This window comes from Streptomyces goshikiensis (genome assembly GCF_014650555.1).
Classification (GTDB): domain Bacteria; phylum Actinomycetota; class Actinomycetes; order Streptomycetales; family Streptomycetaceae; genus Streptomyces; species Streptomyces goshikiensis.
Window position 1 is genome coordinate 156,854 of record NZ_BMVE01000004.1, and the last position, 18,163, is coordinate 175,016.

Sequence of the window (18,163 nt, forward strand, 5' to 3'; positions counted from 1 at the left end):
CCATTTACCGGGGAAAGTCGGCCAACGTCCTGTCCGCGGCGCGTTCGCGCTCCAGCAGGCTGCGCAGCGGCCCCTCGATGGCGGCCAGCTCCTCGTACGCGCCGCGCTGTACGACCTCACCATGATCCAGCACGATCACCTCGTCCACCGCCTCCAAACCGGCCAGCCGGTGCGTGATCAGGACAGTGGTGCGGCCCTCGGTCGCCGCCAGCAGATCCGCCGTCAGGGCGTCGGCGGTGGCCAGGTCCAGGTGCTCGGCCGGCTCGTCCAGAACGAGCACGGGGAAGTCGGCGAGCAGCGCCCGGGCCAGGGCCAGACGCTGACGCTGCCCTCCGGAGATCCGCGCGCCGTGCTCGCCGACCAGGGTGTCCAGCCCGTCCGGGAGCCCCTCGGCCCAGTCCAGCAGCCGGGCCGCCGCCAGCGCGTCGCGCAGCTGCCCCTCGCTCGCGCCGGTCCGGGCGAGGCGCAGGTTCTCCCGCACCGAGCTGTCGAAGATGTGCGCGTCCTGGGCACAGAGCCCCACGAACCGGCGTACGTCGTCGCTGTCGAGCGCACGCGCCTGCGTCCCGCCCAGGCTGTACGAGCCTTCGTGCGGGTCGAGGAAACGCAGCAGGAGCTGCGCCAGCGTGGTCTTGCCCGAGCCCGAGGGGCCCACGACGGCGATGCGCCGGCCGGCCTCCAGCGTCAGGTCCAGCCCGTGCAGCGCGTCGCGCTCCTGTCCGGGGTGCCGGACGGCGATCCCGGTCAGCCGCACCGGGAAGAGGGACTCGGGCGCCTCGGCGGCCTGCTCCGGCTCGGCGACGGGGACCGGCGCGTCGATGACCTCGTAGACCCGCTCGGCGCTGCGGCGCACCCGCTGCCGGTACTGGACCGCCAGCGGAAGCCCGTTGACGGCCTCGAAGGCGGCGAGCGGGGTCAGCACGACCACCGCCATGGCCACCCCGGAGAGCCTGCCGTCGGCCACGGCGCCCGCTCCGGCGGCCGCGGCCAGCAGCACCGTCAGCCCGCACACCAGGGCGGTCAGTCCGCTGCCGAGCCCGGTGGCGGCCGCCCCGCGCGCGGCGATGGCGGTCAGCGTGCGGTCGCTCTCGCGGGCCCGGCCCTTGCGCTCCTCCAGGGCGCCGGCGACGGTCAGCTCGGCGGTTCCGGTCAGCAGGTCGGTCACGCGGGTGGCGAGTTCGCCGCGGGCGGGTGCCAGCCGCCGCTCGGCACGGCGCGCGCAGGCCCCGCTGACGAGCGGCGCTCCGACCCCGGCGGCGAGCAGCCCGAGGGCGAGGGCGGCCCCGGCCTGCGGCAGCAGCCAGGCGGTGAAGGCGACCGAGCCGGTTCCGACGATCAGCGCGGTGCCGACCGGCAGCAGCCAGCGCAGCCAGTAGTCCTGGAGGGCGTCGGCGTCGGCCACCAGCCGGGCCAGCAGATCCCCGCGTCGCTGTTCCCGCAGCCCGGCGGGCGCGATCCGCTCCAGCCGCCGGAACACCGAGACCCGCAGGTCGGCGAGCATCCGCAGGACGGCGTCGTGCGAGACGAGCCGCTCGGCGTACCGGAAGACGGCCCGCCCGATGCCGAAGGCCCGGGTGGCGGTGACCGCCATCATCAGATAGAGCACCGGTGGCTGTTCGGAGGCCCGCGAGATCAGCCAGCCCGAGACGGCCATCAGTCCGACCCCGCATCCGACGGCCAGCGCACCGAGCAGCAGACCGAGCCGGAACCGTCCCCGCCAGGCCCTGGCCACGTCCCGGACCCTGCGGAGCGGATCGCCCGCGCCCGAGACGCTTCCGGCGGCCCGGGACGGCTGCTCCGGCGCCGCCCCGAGGATCCATTCCCCGGGATCCGCCGCCGCGCGCGCGGGCGGCGTCCTGAGAGCCGCCCCGGCGGCGGGGCGGGAGGCGTCGGGGGAGCGCTCGGCGGGGTCCGCTCCGGCGTCCGCGGGACCCACCGTGACCACCCGGCCGGCGACGGCCAGCAAGGCCGGCCGGTGGACGACCAGCAGGACCGTGCGCCCCACGGCGAGGCGCCGGACGGCGTCCACCACGGCGGCCTCGGTCTCCCCGTCCAGCGCCGCCGTGGGCTCGTCCAGCAGCAGCACGGGCCGGTCCGCGAGGAACGCCCGTGCCAGCGCCAGCCGCTGCCGCTGCCCGGCGGACAGCCCGGCACCGCCCTCGCCCAACGCGGTGTCCACACCCCGGGGCAGCGCGGCCACGAAGGCCCACGCCCCGGCGTCCTTCAGCGCCTCGGCCACATCGGCGTCGGACGCCCCGGGCCTGGCCAGTCGTACGTTCTCGGCGATCGTCCCGGCGAACAGGTGCGGCCGCTGGGGCACCCAGGCGATCCGCTCCCGCCACTGCTCCGGCGACAGCTCCGCCAGGTCCACGCCCCCGACCCTGACCCGGCCGGCCGTCGGTGCCACGAACCCCAGCAGCACGTGCAGCAGCGTGGACTTGCCCGCCCCGCTCGGCCCGGTGAGCGCCACGCACTCGCCGGGCTCCACCGTCAGCGACACCGGGCCGGGCGAGTCCTCGCCGCGCCCCTCGTACCGGACGGCGACCCCGTCCAGCTCGATCCGCAGCGGGGCCCCGGCGGGCAGGACGGCGGAGCCGCCCGTACTCACGGCCGGGGTCTCCAGCACCTCGAAGATCTCTTCGGCTGCCGCCAGGCCCTCGGCCGCCGCGTGGTACTGCGCCCCGACCTGCCGCAGCGGCAGGTACGCCTCGGGCGCCAGGATCAGGATGACCAGCCCGGTGTAGAGGTCCAGCTCACCGTGGACGAGCCGCATCCCGATGGTGACCGCCACCAGCGCCACCGACAGGGTCGCCAGCAGCTCCAGCGCGAACGACGACAGAAAAGCGATGCGCAGCGTCCGCATCGTGGCCTGCCGGTAGTCATCGGTGATCTTGCGGATGGACTCGGCCTGCGCCTTGGCCCGTCCGAACACCTTCAGCGTCGGCAGCCCGGCCACCACGTCCAGGAAGTGGCCCGACAGCCGCGACAGCAGCCGCCACTGGCGGTCCATACGCGACTGGGTAGCCATGCCGATCAAGGCCATGAAGAGGGGGATCAGCGGCAGCGTGACCACGATGATGGCCGCCGACACCCAGTCCTCGGTGACGATCCGGGCGAGCACCGCCGCCGGGACGACCACCGCGAGCCCCAACTGGGGCAGGTAGCGGGAGAAGTAGTCGTCGAGCGCGTCCACACCCCGGGTGGCCAGGGCCACCAGGGATCCGGTCCGCTGCCCGCTGAGCCAGCCGGGCCCCAGCTCCGTGGCCCGGTCCAGCAGCCGTCCCCGTAGCTCCGACTTGACCGCCGCGCTCGCCCGGTGGGCGGCCAGTTCGGTCACCCATGCGACCAGGGCCCGCCCCAGTGCCACCGCGGCGAGCAGCAGCAGTGGCGTCCGCAACGCCGCTCCGTCCAGGCCCTCCTCGAAGGCCCCGACCACGATCTCGGCGATGAGCATCGCCTGGCCGACGACCAGCCCCGCCCCGGCCAGCCCCAAGGCCACCACTGCCGCCAGGAAGAGGCGAGTGGAGCGGGCGTACCGGAGCAGGCGCGGGTCGATCGGTTTCACGTGAAACATCCCCCAGAGCAGGGTCAGGCAGAAGGATCAGGCAACGGCGATCAGTGCGGGGCGGGGCTCAGTGCGCGTCGGCGATGTGCTGTGTGCCGATGCGCTTGCGGAACACCCAGTAGGTCCAGCCCTGGTAGAGCAGGACGACCGGGGTCGCCACGCCCGCGCACCAGGTCATGATCTTCAGGGTGTACGGGCTGGACGAGGCGTTGGTGACCGTGAGGTTCCAGGCGTCGTTCAGCGAGGAGGGCATGACGTTCGGGAAGAGCGTCAGGAACAGCATCGCGACGGCGGCCGCGATGGTCACCCCGGACAGGGCGAACGACCAGCCCTCGCGGCCCGCCAGATTGCAGCCGAGGGCGCCCAGCAGGGCCACCACGGCGACGATCATCGCGATCAGGCTCCAGCGGTCACCGCGCGAGAGCTGGGTCCAGATCAGGAAGCCGAGTGCCAGCACCGCGGTGACCACGCCCAGCCGGGTGGCCAGGGCGCGCGAGCGGTCCCGGATGTCACCGACCGTCTTGAGCGAGGTGAACACCGCGCCGTGGAAGGTGAACAGGGTGAGGGTGACCAGGCCGCCGAGGAGCGCGTACGGGTTCAGCAGGTCGAAGAGGCTGCCGACGTACTCCATGTCCGCGTCGATCTTCACGCCGCGCGTGATGTTGGCGAAGGCCACACCCCACATGAACGCGGGGATCAGCGAGGTCCAGAAGATCGCGTGTTCCCAGTTGGTCTGCCACTTGTCCTCGGGCCGCTTGTGCCGGTACTCGAAGGCGACACCGCGGATGATGAGGCAGACCAGGATGAGCAGCAGCGGCAGGTAGAAGCCGGAGAAGAGGGTGGCGTACCACTCGGGGAAGGCGGCGAAGGTCGCGCCGCCCGCCGTGAGCAGCCAGACCTCATTGCCGTCCCACACGGGTCCGATCGTGTTGATCAGAACCCGCTTCTCGGTGCGGTCACGGGCGAGCAGCTTGGTCAGGACGCCGACGCCGAAGTCGAAGCCCTCCAGGAAGAAGTAGCCGGTCCACAGGACGGCGATGAGTACGAACCAGACGTCGTGGAGTTGCATGGTGTGGTCTCCTCAGCCTCAGTACGAGAAGGCCATCGGCCTGTCGGCGGTGTTGTCGTCCCCGCCGATCTTGGTGGGCGGGTTGAGGTCGGCCTCCGTGAGCTCCGGCGGGCCGGCCTTGACGTACTTCACGAGGAGCCGGACCTCGATCACCGCGAGCACGGCGTACAGCAGGGTGAAGACGACCATCGAGGTGATGACCTCACCCTGGGAGACACCCGGCGAGACGGCGTCCCGGGTGCGCAGGACCCCGTAGACCACCCACGGCTGGCGGCCCATCTCGGTGAAGATCCAGCCCCAGGAGTTGGCGATCAGCGGGAACCCGAGCGTCCAGATCGCGGTGAGCCAGTACAGCCGGGTCAGGCGCGGGCTGAGCGGCTTGTGGAACGGGACCAGGTGCGGCCGCTCGTCCTCGCCGGTCCGCAGGGCCGGCGGCAGCAGGAACTTGCGCCGGGTCAGCCACAGCCCCACGGCGCCGATGGCGAAGGAGGCCATGCCGAAGCCGATCATCCAGCGGAAGCCCCAGTACGCGACGGGGATGTTGGGCCGGTAGTCCCCGGGCCCGTACTTCTCCTGCTCGGACTTGTTGACGTCGTTGATGCCGGGCACGAACGAGTCGAAGGTGCTGTCGGCCAGGAAGGACAGCAGACCGGGCACCTCTATGGCGACCTTGTTGTGGCCCTTGTCCACGTCTCCGTAGGCGAAGACCGAGAAGGGCGCGCTGTTCTCGCCGTCCCACAGCGCCTCGGCGGCGGCCATCTTCATCGGCTGCTGCTTGAACATGACCTTGGCGAGGGTGTCGCCGCTGATCGCGGTGAGCAGGCCGCCGATGACGACGGCGACGAGACCGAGCCGCAGCGAGGTGCGCATCACCGGGATGTGCTTCTTGCGCAGCAGGTGGTAGGAGGCGATGCCGACCATGAAGGCGCCGCCGGTCAGGACGGCCGCGGTCAGGGTGTGGAACACCTGCGCGAGGGCGGTGTTCTGGGTGAGCACGTGCCAGAAGTCGGTCAGCTCCGCGCGCCCGGTCTCCTTGTTGATGCGGTAACCGACGGGGTGCTGCATCCAGGAGTTCGCCGCGAGGATGAAGTACGCGGAGAGGACCGTGCCGATCGAGACCATCCAGATGCAGGCCAGGTGGATCTTCTTCGGCAGCTTGTCCCAGCCGAAGATCCACAGGCCGATGAAGGTCGATTCGAAGAAGAACGCGATCAGCGCCTCGAAGGCCAGGGGCGCCCCGAAGATGTCACCGACGAACCGCGAGTAGTCCGACCAGTTCATGCCGAACTGGAACTCCTGGACGATGCCGGTGACGACACCCATCGCGATGTTGATCAGGAAGAGCTTGCCCCAGAACTTCGTCGCCTTGAGGTACTTCTCCTTCTCCGTCCGCACCCACGCGGTCTGCAGGATCGCGACCAGCGCGGCGAGCGAGATCGTCAGCGGGACGAAGAGGAAGTGATAGACGGTCGTAATGCCGAACTGCCATCGCGCCAGGGTCTCCGGCGCCAGAGCCAGATCCACGTCGTCGTCTCCTTCGGGTCGCCACGGTCACAGCCGAAGTTTGCCTGTGATGTCCCGCCCAGTACGGGACAAACAGGACGCGCTTGTGAACGCGTTCACATTCACAAGCATTATGGCGCACAAGGTTTCGGATCTTTCGCGGGGGGGGTCCCTCTAGGCAGAACGGCGCCCGGCAGGCCGGCGACCCGGGCACCGTCGCGTTCTGGGCCGTAGGGGAACGCCCTCGCGCTCCCCTACGGCCCGACGCCCGTCTCCCGCGGCGGCGAGAGCCGCCGCCTGGCGATCCCGTCCGCGTGAAACCGGCGCAACAGGTCCCTACCGGTCTACAGCTCCTTGAAGAACGCCGCCGCCGTGTGCAGGAAGAGGTCGTTCGCCTCGGTCTCGCCGATCGTGACCCGCAGGCCCTCGCCCGCGAAGGGCCGGACCACCACACCGGCCTTCTCGCAGGCCGCCGCGAACTCGGCGGTCCGCTCCCCCAGCCGCATCCACACGAAGTTCGCCTGCGTCTCGGGAACCACCGTCCAGCCCTGGGCGAGCAGCGTCGCGTGGACCCGCGTCCGCTCGCTCACCAGCGACCCGACCCGGCCCATCAGCTCGTCCTCGGCCCGCAGGGAGGCGACCGCCGCGTCCTGCGCGAGCTGGCTGACGCCGAAGGGCACGGCCGTCTTGCGCAGCGCCGCGGCCACCGGCTCGTGCGCCACCGCGAAGCCGACCCGCAGGCCGGCCAGCCCGTACGCCTTCGAGAAGGTCCGGAGCACGCAGACGTTCGGGCGGTCGCGGTAGAGCTCGATGCCGTCCGGCACATCGGTGTCGCGGACGAACTCGCGGTACGCCTCGTCCAGCACCACCAGGATGTCCGAGGGCACCCGGTCCAGGAACCGCTCCAGCTCCGCACGGCGCACCGCGGTGCCGGTGGGGTTGTTGGGGTTGCAGACGAAGATCAGCCGGGTCCGGTCGGTGATCGCTGCGGCCATCGCGTCCAGGTCGTGCACGTCCCCGTCGGTCAGCGGGACCTGAACGGACGTCGCACCCGAGATCTGCGTGATGATCGGGTAAGCCTCAAAAGAGCGCCAGGCGTACATGACCTCGTCGCCCGGGCCGGCCGTCGACTGGATCAGCGACTGCGCCACACCCACCGAGCCGGTGCCGGTGGCGATGTGCTCGACCGGCACCCCGAAGCGCTCCGCGAGCTCGTTCACCAGGCCGGTGCAGGCCATGTCGGGGTAGCGGTTGAACTGACCGGCCGCGGCGACGGCGGTCTCCAGCACCCCCTGCAGCGGCGGATAGGGGTTCTCATTCGAGGACAGCTTGTACGCAATCGCCCCGCCCGCAGCCGCGGGCTTGCCCGGCTTGTAGGTGGGAATGCCGTCCAGCTCGGCGCGCAGCTTGGGGCTCTTCTCGCTCACCGCAGGTCCTCCTCGACCGTCCCGTCCGACGTCGCCGTCGACTCAATACTTCTCACCTTATGAGGATTCCGTCGTTCGGAGAATGGAGGGCGCCAGGAATGCGGGGGAGCGCACGCATATATGCGCGCGCCGGTGGCCTGCGCCGTGGCGCGCATCCCTCGTGCAGGTGAGTTGAGACCGGCCCCAAACCGCTCCGTTTTGGCATGCTCGGACCCGCCGACAAGCGCCCCAATCACCCTGGGCGACCAAGAACCTTTGTTTCCAAGGTCATTGGGGGTGGCGAACCATGCAGAAACGTGCCTGTCAACGCGTGCATATGCATCCGGACCACCCAGCCCCCCGAGCCCTACTATCGGCTCGCCATGACAGCAGCAGGGAAGCATCAGGTGAGCCGGACCGAGACCACCCGGCGGGCCGCCGGCCGACAGGGCCGGGCAGGCATCAGGGACGTGGCCGCCGCGGCGGGCGTCTCGATCACGACCGTCTCCGACGCGCTCAATGGCAAGGGGCGACTGCCGGACGCCACCCGCCGCCACGTTCGCGAGGTCGCCGACCGACTGGGCTACCGCCCGTCCGCCGCGGCCCGCACCCTCCGTACCGGCAAGTCCGGCCTCATCGGCCTGACCGTGACGACGTACGGGGATGAACCTTTCACCTTCACCGAATTCGCGTACTTCGCCGAGATGGCCAGGGCCGCCACCTCCGCGGCGCTCGCCCGCGGCTACGCCCTCGTCATCCTCCCCGCCACCTCCCGACACGACGTCTGGTCCAACGTGGCCCTCGACGGCACCGTCGTCATCGACCCCTCCGACCACGATCCCGTCGTCACCGAGCTGGTCCGCCAGGGCCTGCCGGTGGTGTCCGACGGCCGCCCGGCCGGCTCCCTCCCCGTCACCGCCTGGGTCGACAACGACCACGAGGCCGCCGTCCTCAACCTGCTCGACCACCTCGCCGCCGCCGGCGCCCGCCGTATCGGGCTGCTGACCGGCACCACCACCGACACCTACACCCGGCTCTCCACCACCGCCTACCTCAACTGGTGCGAGCGCGTCGGCCAGGACCCCGTGTACGAGTCCTACCCCGCCCACGACCCGTGTGCGGGAGCCGTCGCCGCCGACCGCCTGCTCGCCCGCCCCGACCGGCCCGACGCCGTGTACGGGCTCTTCGACCCCAACGGCACCGACCTGCTCGCCGCCGCCCGGCGCTACGGCCTGCGCGTCCCCGAGGACCTGCTGCTCGTCTGCTGCAGCGAGTCCACCGTGTACGCCAACACCGAACCGCCCATCACCACCCTGTCCCTCAAACCCCGTCGCATCGGCACCGCCGTCGTGCAGTTGCTGATCGACGCCATCGAGGGGGTCGGAACGGGGCGCCCCGTCGAACAGGTCGTCCCGACCGAATTGATCATCCGTACCTCCTCGCAGCGCAGGCAGACCCGCACGACCGTCAGCCCACCCCGCTCTCCTGCGCAGGACTGACCGCCCTCTCCGACCCGGATTTGGGCACCGCAAAGGCGGGGCTGATGGCCCCGCCGAGATTTCCGCAATACCGATATCGGGAGAAATCGGCAGGAACGATCGGCTCCGGCCAGGATTCACCACCCCTGGTGCGTCACAGAGCGCGAGCCGCATTCCTATGATGGGCGCACGACATCACGGACCCTCCGACCCGGAGGTCAGGAGGGTCCGCAGGTGTACGGCAGCGCGACGGTGGTGGAGGGGTCGATGACTCAGGGGGCCGGTCAGGGACCCGCGATGCGGACGGAGACGCTGCGGGACTTCCGGGTTCCGGTCACCGAACCCGCCCCGTACGCCGGGTCCGCCGGTCTGGACGGGGAGGTTCCCGTCTACGGCGAGTACCCGGCGTACTACGGAGAGAGCCCCGTCGTGCCCGCACGCCCGGGCTACGCCGCCTCCGTGCCCGCGCAGCCCGATCACGCGCCAGCCGCACCGCCGGCGCCAGCCGTGCCGCCCGCACCAGTCGCGCCGCCCGCCGCGCCCGAGTCCGCGGACCAGGACGAGGACGAGGACTTCGAGGGTTACACCCCCACCCAGCGCGACCTGCCGATCATCGGCCGCGGTGGACCGGGGGACACCGTCCAGGTCCAGTACGTCCCCGAGGAGACCGCGGCCGCCGGCCCCGGGCCGCTCTACGTGGTCGGCGACGTGCACGGCTATCTGGACGAACTCGTCACCGAGCTCCAGGCCCAGAACCTGATCGACGCCGATCGCCACTGGTCGGCCGGCAACGCCCGGCTCTGGTTCCTCGGCGACTTCACCGACCGCGGCCCCGACGGCATCGGCGTCATCGACCTCGTGATGCGGCTGTCCGCCGAGGCCGCCGCCTCCGGCGGCTACTGCAAGGCCCTCATGGGCAACCACGAGCTGCTCCTGATCGGCGCCAAGCGGTTCGGCGACGCCCCCGTGGCCTCCGGCGCGGGCACCGCCACCTTCCAGGCCGCCTGGCTCCTCAACGGCGGCCAGCGCACCGACATGGAGCGTCTGGAGGACGTCCACCTCCAGTGGATGTCCCGGCTCGACGCGGCCGTCCTGGAGGACGGGCACCTGCTGCTGCACTCCGACACGACGGCCTACCTCGACTACGGCGACTCCGTCGAAGACGTCAACGACACCATCCACGAGCTGCTCAACCGCAACGACGCCGACATCACCTGGGACCTGTTCCGCAAGTTCACCAAGCGGTTCGCCTTCCGCGACGAGGAGACCGGCCCGGGGGCCGTACGTGAACTCCTCGACACCTACGGCGGCGGCCGCGTCGTGCACGGGCACAGCCCCATCCCGTACCTGCTCGGCGAGGTGGGCACCGAGGACGGCGACGAGCCGCGCGGCCCGGAGGCGGTGGACGGCCCGCACGTGTACGCGCAGGGCCTCGCCATCGCGATGGACGGCGGTGTGACGATGGCCGGGAAGCTCCTCGTCGTGCAACTCCCCCTGAGTGACTGAGCGTCGTCGGGGCGGGGTATTTCAGCAAAGCCCCTGTCACCTCGTGGCATGGTCGCTCTACCATCGCTCTATCCGTAGCAGGCTCTCCTCCGTTTGTGCCGGCGCCCGGGTTCTACGCGGGCAAACCGGCATCTACGGAGCATCGGGGGATGCACATGACCAGCGCTCCGCACCTGCTGTCCGAAGACCGACCGGAGTTCGATCGGCTCCTCGACGAGGCGTTGCGCACCGCGCACGACCGGCCCGAGCTCGCCACGCTCGGCGAACGTCTGAACGCCGAACAGCTGCGCACCATGGCCATGGGGGCCCGGGCGCTTCTGACCGCCGCGGCTGCGGCCGAGTACGACCACTACGTGAAGGTCCGTGAGGACCTGCGCGACGAGGCCCTGTCGGCCCCCCGTACGACGGGGGACGAGGACACCGGCCTGGACGCCGGCGGTGGCGCCGGCGCCGGAGCGGTCGTCGCGGTCCTCGCGCCGGTCCTCGCCGGCACCGCCATGCTGATCTTCCTGCTGATCGGCTACAGCCTGAAGCTGATCGAGCCCGAACCGGCTTTCGCGGAGACGATGCTGACGGCGGGTTGGCTGTTCGGCGCCCTCACCGTCGCCGGGCTGCTCTTCGCGGTGATCGGACTGCTGGTGACGGCCGTCCGCAACGGCTCCACCGAGGTGCCGGCGCAGGAGACGGTGTCCATACCCGACGAGCTCTCGCGGGCCCGGGAAGCCTGGCGCCACGCCCTCCTGGAGCGGGGCATCGTGCCGTTCCTGCGGGACGCGCTGGCCGACCCGAGCGCGGGGCCGGGCTATCCGGTGCCACGTACGCCGCGAGCCGGGCGCATCCCCGATCTGGGATACACCCGGCCCGACTTCACCAGCCCGGGTTCCACCTCACAGGGGCCCCGGCCCGGCTACACACCGCCGGACTTCACCAGCCCGGACTTCGGAGGCCCGGACCGCGAACCGGAGTAGCGCCGGCCCCTGTTTCACGTGAAACATCGGCGCGGGAGCCTCCAGGAGGCCTCCGGGAAGCGCCTGAACGCCTCCTCGGGGACCGCTCGGCCCGCCTACGCCGGCTGGACCGCCTCACCGGCCGATCGGTCCCCCAGCGGCCTGCGCCGCTGCGCCAGGTCCGTCAGAGCCGGCGGCTGCCAGACCCCGTCCGGGCGGTAGAGGTTCGTGCCGGGCGGGACGATCTCGTCGATCCGGTCGAGGACCGCGTCGTCGAGCACCAGATCGGCGCCCTTCACCAGGGCCTCCAACTGCTCCATGGTCCGCGGGCCGATGATGACCGAGGTGACCCCCGGGTGCGCCACCGGGAAGGCGACGGCCAGCTCGGGCAGGGTGCAGCCGATGAAGTCGGCGAGTTCGACGAGCCGCTCCACCGCCTCCAGCTTCGCGACGTTGCCCGGGATCGCCGGATCGAACCGCGCCGGCGTCAACGCCGCTCGGCCCTGGGTCAGGTCAACGGGCCCGCCGAGCCGGTACTTGCCGCTCAGGAACCCGGAGGCGAGCGGACTCCAGGTCAGCACACCCATCCCGTACCGCCGCGCGACGGGCAGCACATCGGCCTCGATGCCGCGCGCGAGGATCGAGTACGGCGGCTGCTCGGTCCGGAACCTCGCCAGCGCCCGCCGCTCGGCGACGTGGTGCGCCTCAACAATGTCCTCGGCGGGGAACGTAGAGCACCCGAAGGCGCGGATCTTCCCGGCCCGCACCAGATCGCCCAGTACGGACAGCGTCTCCTCGATGTCGGTCGAGTGGTCCGGCCGGTGCACCTGGTAGAGGTCGATCCACTCGGTGTCCAGCCGCCGCAGGCTGTCCTCGACCGCGCGCACGATCCAACGCCGGGAGTTCCCGCTGCGGTTGCGTCCCTCCCCCATCCGGAAGTGGACCTTGGTCGCGAGGACGACCTCGTCCCGGCGCCCCTTGAGCGCCTTCCCGACGATCTCCTCGGACTCCCCGGCGGAGTACATGTCCGCGGTGTCGACGAAGTTGATGCCCCGATCGAGGGCGGCGTGGAGGATCCGCGCGCACTCCGCGTGATCCGGGTTCCCGACCGCCCCGAACATCATCGTGCCCAGGCAGTGGGCGCTCACCTCAATGCCGGTCCCACCGAGATTTCTATAGCGCATGGTCATGGGCACGCACTGTAGGAGCTGGAGCGCACTCCAGCGCAAGGGCCGCGGGCCGCGCGTCCCGCCCGGGCCCGGGCATGCGGGAGCGCCGCTCCGGGGAGTCCCCTCCACCCCCCGGTGCGGCGCTCACCGCGCGCATGCCGGCCGGGTCAGTCGGCCAGCGGCAGGTACACGCGGTTGCCGCTCGCCGCGAACTCGGCGGACTTCTCCGCCATGCCCGCCTGGATCTCGTCGGCCTTCAGGTCGCCGCCGTGCTCCCGGCGGATGTCCTGCGAGATCTTCATCGAGCAGAACTTCGGACCGCACATGGAGCAGAAGTGCGCGGTCTTCGCCGGCTCGGCCGGCAGGGTCTCGTCGTGGAACTCGCGGGCGGTGTCCGGGTCGAGGGCCAGGTTGAACTGGTCCTCCCAGCGGAACTCGAACCGCGCGTCCGACAGGGCGTCGTCCCACTCCTGAGCGCCCGGGTGGCCCTTGGCCAGGTCGGCCGCGTGCGCCGAGATCTTGTACGTGATGACGCCGGTCTTCACGTCGTCGCGGTTCGGCAGGCCCAGGTGCTCCTTGGGCGTGACGTAGCAGAGCATCGCGGTGCCCCACCAGGCGATCATCGCCGCGCCGATGCCGGAGGTGATGTGGTCGTAGGCGGGCGCGACGTCCGTGGTCAGCGGGCCGAGCGTGTAGAACGGCGCCTCTTCGCAGATCTCCTGCTGGAGGTCGATGTTCTCCTTGATCTTGTGCATCGGGACGTGGCCCGGGCCCTCGATCATCGTCTGCACGTTGTGGCGCTTGGCGATCGTGTTCAGCTCGCCCAGCGTCTTCAGCTCCGCGAACTGCGCCGCGTCGTTGGCGTCCGCGATGGAGCCGGGGCGCAGGCCGTCGCCCAGCGAGTACGTGACGTCGTACGTCGCGAGGATCTCGCAGAGCTCCTCGAAGTTCGTGTAGAGGAAGTTCTCCTTGTGGTGCGCCAGGCACCACGCGGCCATGATCGAGCCGCCGCGCGAGACGATGCCGGTCTTGCGGCGGGCGGTCAGCGGGACGTACGGGAGCAGTACGCCGGCGTGGACCGTCATGTAGTCGACGCCCTGCTCGGCCTGCTCGATGACCGTGTCCTTGTAGATCTCCCAGGTCAGGTCCTCGGCCCGGCCGTCGACCTTCTCCAGCGCCTGGTAGAGCGGCACGGTGCCGATCGGCACGGGCGAGTTGCGCAGCACCCACTCGCGGGTGGTGTGGATGTTGCGGCCGGTCGAGAGGTCCATGACCGTGTCGGCGCCCCACTTGGTGGCCCAGGTCATCTTGTCGACCTCCTCCTCGATGGAGGAGGTGACGGCGGAGTTGCCGATGTTGGCGTTGACCTTCACCAGGAACTTCTTGCCGATGATCATCGGCTCGATCTCCGGGTGGTTCACGTTCGCCGGGAGCACCGCGCGGCCCGCGGCGATCTCCTCGCGGACGACCTCGGGGGAGACGTTCTCGCGGATCGCGACGTACTCCATCTCCGGGGTGATCTCACCGCGGCGGGCGTACGCGAGCTGCGTGACGGCGGCGCCGCCACGGCCCCGGCGGGGCTGGCGGGGGCGGCCCGGGAAGACCGCGTCGAGGTTCTTGAGGCCACCGCGCGGCGAGGTGTGCTTGATGCCGTCGTCCTCGGGGCGCACGGGACGGCCCGCGTACTCCTCGGTGTCGCCGCGGCCGATGATCCAGTTCTCGCGCAGAGGCGCGAGGCCCCGGCGCACATCGGTCTCGATCTGCGGGTCGGTGTAGGGCCCGGACGTGTCGTAGAGCGTCACGTCCTTGCCGTTGGTGAGGTGGACCTGGCGGACCGGCACCCGGATGTCGGGGCGGGAGCCCGCGACGTAGCCCTTGTGCCAGCCCGGCTGGCGCTCGGTCTGGCCGTCGGCGTCCTGGCTGACGGCAGGCGTGCGTGCGTCCTGAATGGTCATGAGACCTATCTCCCTACGCCGGCATTACCCGGTAACAGGTTCGGCGGTCGGCGCAGCCTCTTCCCGTGCGCGTCTGTCGACGCGCCTACGGTGATCAGCGCCCTCTCAGCCCGGTGCTCCGAGCTCCCGCGTTGTGCAAAGGTGCCCCCACGCTAGCGTCATCTATGGCGTGCTGAACAGTGGGCCCCCTCATCTCTTGCGATGATCGGGCAGTGACGATCTCGCCGCAGCCCCCCATCGAGCACACCGAACCCTCTGGCCATTCCGGGCACTCGCACCCTGCCCCAGGGGCCGGCCACGGGCACTCCCACAGCCACAGCCACGGCCCGGCGGCCCCCGTCTCGAAGCACCTGCGCAAGGTCATCGCCGCCGTGCTGATCCCCTTCGCCGCTGCCGTCGTCATCGGGCTGATGGTGCTCTGGCCGGGCGGCGCTCCCGCCCACGAGCGCTCGGGAGTGGGCTTCGACCGGCAGACCCAACAGGGCAAGGTGACCGCCCTGGAGCAGGTCGACTGCAAGTCCGTGAACGCCTCGCAGGTGCCGCCCACCGCCAACGTCTCCACTCCCGAGGGGCGCGAGGCGCGGGCCGCCCAGACCGGCGAGTGCAAGAAGGCGACCATCGAGGTCGTCAGCGGTCCGGAGAAGGGCCGCACCTTCATCGAGATCGTCCAGCCCGGCGCACCGCGGCAGTTGGCGGACGGCCAGGAGGTGGTGGTGGCGTACGCGCCCGACGCCCCCCGGGACCTCCAGTACTCAGTGATCGACGTGAACCGCAAGCTCCCGATGGCGGTGCTGGCCGGCATCTTCGCCGTGGCGGTGGTCCTGGTCGGCCGGATGCGCGGGCTGTTCGCCCTGATCGCGCTCGGCGTCAGCTTCGCCGTGCTGACCCTCTTCATCCTGCCGGCGATCCTGCAGGGCTCGAATCCGCTGGTCGTCGCGGTCGTCGGGGCCAGCGCCATCATGCTGATCGCCCTGTACATGTGCCACGGGCTGACCGCCCGTACCTCGGTCGCCGTCCTCGGCACGCTCGTCTCGCTGCTGCTGATCGGGCTGTTGGGCTCGGGGTTCATCGACTGGGCGTTCCTCAGCGGCAACACCGACGACAACACCGGGCTGATCCACGGTCTCTACCCGAACATCGACATGAGCGGTCTCCTCCTCGCCGGCGTGATCATCGGATCGCTGGGCGTCCTCGACGACGTGACGGTCACCCAGACCTCGGCGGTCTGGGAACTCCGCCAGGCCGACCCCTCCATGGGGCCCCGGGCCCTGTACCGGGCGGGCATCCGGATCGGCCGCGACCACATCGCGTCGGTGGTCAACACGCTGGTCCTGGCTTACGCGGGCGCGGCTCTGCCGCTGCTGCTGCTGTTCTCCATCGCCAACAGCAGCGTGGGATCGGTGGCCAACAGCGAGCTGGTCGCGGAGGAGATCGTACGGACGCTCGTGGGCTCGATCGGCCTGGTGGCCTCGGTCCCGGTGACGACGGCCCTGGCCGCGCTGGTGGTCTCCGCCGACCGGCCGGGATCCCCGGACGCCGCACCGGCCTCGGGACCGGCCCGCGGCGGCCGGGGCCGGCGGCGCAAGCGCTGACACGGGCCCACCCGCTTCAGCCCGCGTTCTGCTCGTTCTGCCGCGACTCGGCGAGGATCTTGCAGAGTGCTTCGTCCAGGCTCTCCTCGAAGTCCCCGAGATTGCGCTCCTGACCGAGGGGGACCAGCCGGTCGGTGCGGTCGAGGAACGCGACGAGGGGCGCCGCGCTCGCGCGGAACAACGCCCGGTCGCAGCCGACCTGGAGACGGATGTGGACATCGGACAGGCCCTCGGGACTGGTGGGCGCGATGTGCACATCACCGTCACCACATGGCTTGTTGATGCCGTCGAGGAGGAGTTCCCGGCCGAACGCCCAGGTCACGGGCGCGTCTCCGGGAAGGTGGAAGGTCAGGCGGACCGCGTAGGGGTCACGGGCTTCGTACCCGAGTTCCACTGGAATCCGGAACGCGAGCTCCTCGGAAACGAGGAAGCTCATCATGACCTCTGCCTGTACCGACTCGCGCATTGCCTACCCCGCTGTAGTGGAAGTGGCCAAGATTGATCCCCCCAGGCTCTCTTGACAAGAGTGGTGGAAGCGCGAGCAGATCACAAGGAGTGAGTTTTCAGATACTGATAGAGAAGGAGAGGGTGCTCAACAGCGCGCCTACTTCACTCCGTAGTCGATCGACTACATACAGCAATCGTTCTTCCTGGTGCAGTGGTAGAGAAATGGCCATGGTCGCGATGGTGTCCCCGGCGGTGATCGGGATGGCCGCGCACACCGTTCCCAGGGCGTACTCCTGCCGCTCGACCACTGGCCGGTTCCGCCCCATCGCGGCGATCCGGTTCTCCAAAGAGCGCAGGTCGGCGACTGTGTACGGCGTGATGGCCCCGACCGGATGCCGATCGTAGTGGTCCTTGCGCGCCCTCTCGTCGAGCTGGCTCAGCAGGCACTGCCCGATGGCGTGCGCGTGGCCGGTCGCGCGGAAATCGGCCCACTCCTCGCAGGCCGGGCCGTCCGGAGTGTCCGATACGGCGATCAGCTCGATCTCACCCTCGCGGTACGCCGCGAAGTAGACGGGAGCCCCGACCGCGTCGCGGAAGTAAGCGAGCGAGTCAACGATCATGCTGCGACGTTTCTGCTGGAGCCCCCCGTCGGCGAGCCTTCCGGCGGCGGGACCGAGCACGAAGACTCCGCCCTCCCGGCGCAGGTAGCCCTCGTGCGTCAGGGTGCGCAGCAGGTGGTACGCGGTGGGAAGCGGGAGCCCGGCTTCGCGCGCCAGTTGCTTCGCCGGGGCTCCCTCGCTGTGGGATCCCGCCGCTTCGAGCAGTCTCAGCGCCCTCTGCACCGAACCGATCAGGGTCGGCACACCGGCATTGTGAACCGCAGCCAAAGCTCACCCCCAGGCGTGGCGGCGGGCCTTGGGGCCCACCCTGCGGGGGCCGCCCCCGCGTATGCCGTGGCTCCTGGGGGCGTACGCGCCAGCTGCTCTGTACAACCGCAGGTCAGGGGCGGTTTTACCGACTAGTCGGTGCCCAGGGATCGGCACGGATTGCCACTCTATCCACCGATTCCCGGCCCGTGAGGGGTTTGGCCCCTCACGTTCGCTCACCTGGGTCAATCCCGGTACGGCCCGGACCGGGCCGAACTACCACTCCCCGGAGGAGGACTTCGCGCCGCCACCGGTGAACTTCTTCACCACGAAGATCAGACCGCCGACGAGCGCGGCGAGCAGCAGCAGCTTGAACACGAATCCGATCAGGGCGCCGATGATGCTGGTGATCACACCGCCGAACACGAAGAGCACGAGCAGCGGAACAGCGACCCACTTCACCCACCAGGGCATGCCCGCGAATATCTGCCGGATCCCGTCCATGTCCACAACCTCTTCCTCGTCCGTGACTTCCTGCTCACGATGCTAGGAGTCCACCGGTCCGAGCGGGGGCCCGCGAGCCCCCGGAGTCCCCTGATCCGGCCCCTAGGGGGACCGGGGCCGACCCTCACTCCCCGGTACTCCCCGGCGCCCCGCTCC

Annotated in this window: 13 protein-coding genes; 4 read left to right on the top strand and 9 right to left on the bottom strand. The window is 70.6% G+C overall.

From position 1 onward, the window contains the following. Nucleotides 1-4 precede the first annotated feature (4 nt). The 4 genes from cydD to hisC form a co-directional block, all read right to left on the bottom strand. Complete coding sequence (cydD, locus tag IE248_RS14050; RefSeq protein ID WP_190030888.1) at nt 5-3,574, bottom strand: thiol reductant ABC exporter subunit CydD; 3,570 nt, start codon at nt 3,572-3,574, stop codon at nt 5-7. A gap of 58 nt (nt 3,575-3,632) precedes the next feature. Further along, nucleotides 3,633-4,634, bottom strand: coding sequence for a cytochrome d ubiquinol oxidase subunit II (cydB, locus tag IE248_RS14055; protein WP_008741701.1), 1,002 nt, complete (start codon nt 4,632-4,634; stop codon nt 3,633-3,635). Between the two features lie 18 nt (nt 4,635-4,652). Continuing rightward, entirely contained in the window at nt 4,653-6,158 is a 1,506-nt protein-coding gene (locus tag IE248_RS14060; RefSeq protein WP_008741699.1) for a cytochrome ubiquinol oxidase subunit I, read from the bottom strand. A gap of 323 nt (nt 6,159-6,481) precedes the next feature. Further along, nucleotides 6,482-7,564, bottom strand: a complete 1,083-nt coding sequence (hisC, locus tag IE248_RS14065) for a histidinol-phosphate transaminase (protein ID WP_008741698.1) — start codon at nt 7,562-7,564, stop codon at nt 6,482-6,484. A gap of 362 nt (nt 7,565-7,926) precedes the next feature. Between hisC and IE248_RS14070 the strand changes: the two genes are divergently transcribed. The 3 genes from IE248_RS14070 to IE248_RS14080 all read left to right on the top strand — a co-directional run bounded on the left by IE248_RS14070 (nt 7,927) and on the right by IE248_RS14080 (nt 11,495). Continuing rightward, the gene (locus tag IE248_RS14070; RefSeq protein WP_008741697.1) at nt 7,927-9,042 is read left to right on the top strand and encodes a LacI family DNA-binding transcriptional regulator; all 1,116 of its coding nucleotides are present in this window, start codon (nt 7,927-7,929) and stop codon (nt 9,040-9,042) included. Nucleotides 9,043-9,273: 231 nt separating this feature from the next. Continuing rightward, nucleotides 9,274-10,527 (top strand): metallophosphoesterase, encoded by a 1,254-nt coding sequence (locus tag IE248_RS14075; RefSeq protein WP_100581428.1) that lies wholly within the window; start codon nt 9,274-9,276, stop codon nt 10,525-10,527. 149 nt (nt 10,528-10,676) lie between these two features. After that, a complete protein-coding gene (locus tag IE248_RS14080; RefSeq protein WP_190030889.1) occupies nt 10,677-11,495 on the top strand; it encodes a hypothetical protein in 819 nt (272 codons plus the stop codon). Nucleotides 11,496-11,590: 95 nt separating this feature from the next. On the opposite strand, the gene IE248_RS14085 is transcribed toward IE248_RS14080, so the two are convergent. Next, nucleotides 11,591-12,658: an aldo/keto reductase gene (locus tag IE248_RS14085; RefSeq protein ID WP_190031028.1), complete on the bottom strand. Its 1,068-nt coding sequence runs from the start codon at nt 12,656-12,658 to the stop codon at nt 11,591-11,593. A gap of 152 nt (nt 12,659-12,810) precedes the next feature. After that, nucleotides 12,811-14,598 carry a phosphomethylpyrimidine synthase ThiC gene (thiC, locus tag IE248_RS14090; RefSeq protein WP_008741692.1) on the bottom strand — a complete coding sequence of 596 codons (1,788 nt, stop codon included), beginning with the start codon at nt 14,596-14,598 and terminating at the stop codon, nt 12,811-12,813. Between the two features lie 212 nt (nt 14,599-14,810). Between thiC and IE248_RS14095 the strand changes: the two genes are divergently transcribed. Beyond that, nucleotides 14,811-16,190, top strand: a complete 1,380-nt coding sequence (locus IE248_RS14095; protein ID WP_229895310.1) for a YibE/F family protein — start codon at nt 14,811-14,813, stop codon at nt 16,188-16,190. Between the two features lie 16 nt (nt 16,191-16,206). On the opposite strand, the gene IE248_RS14100 is transcribed toward IE248_RS14095, so the two are convergent. From IE248_RS14100 to IE248_RS14110, 3 genes are all read right to left on the bottom strand, one after another. Beyond that, nucleotides 16,207-16,656: an SsgA family sporulation/cell division regulator gene (locus IE248_RS14100; RefSeq protein ID WP_073797746.1), complete on the bottom strand. Its 450-nt coding sequence runs from the start codon at nt 16,654-16,656 to the stop codon at nt 16,207-16,209. Nucleotides 16,657-16,753: 97 nt separating this feature from the next. Next, nucleotides 16,754-17,524, bottom strand: a complete 771-nt coding sequence (locus IE248_RS14105) for an IclR family transcriptional regulator (protein WP_100581301.1) — start codon at nt 17,522-17,524, stop codon at nt 16,754-16,756. 255 nt (nt 17,525-17,779) lie between these two features. After that, nucleotides 17,780-18,007 carry a DUF5326 family protein gene (locus IE248_RS14110; protein ID WP_174261699.1) on the bottom strand — a complete coding sequence of 76 codons (228 nt, stop codon included), beginning with the start codon at nt 18,005-18,007 and terminating at the stop codon, nt 17,780-17,782. Between the last annotated feature and the right edge of the window lie 156 nt (nt 18,008-18,163).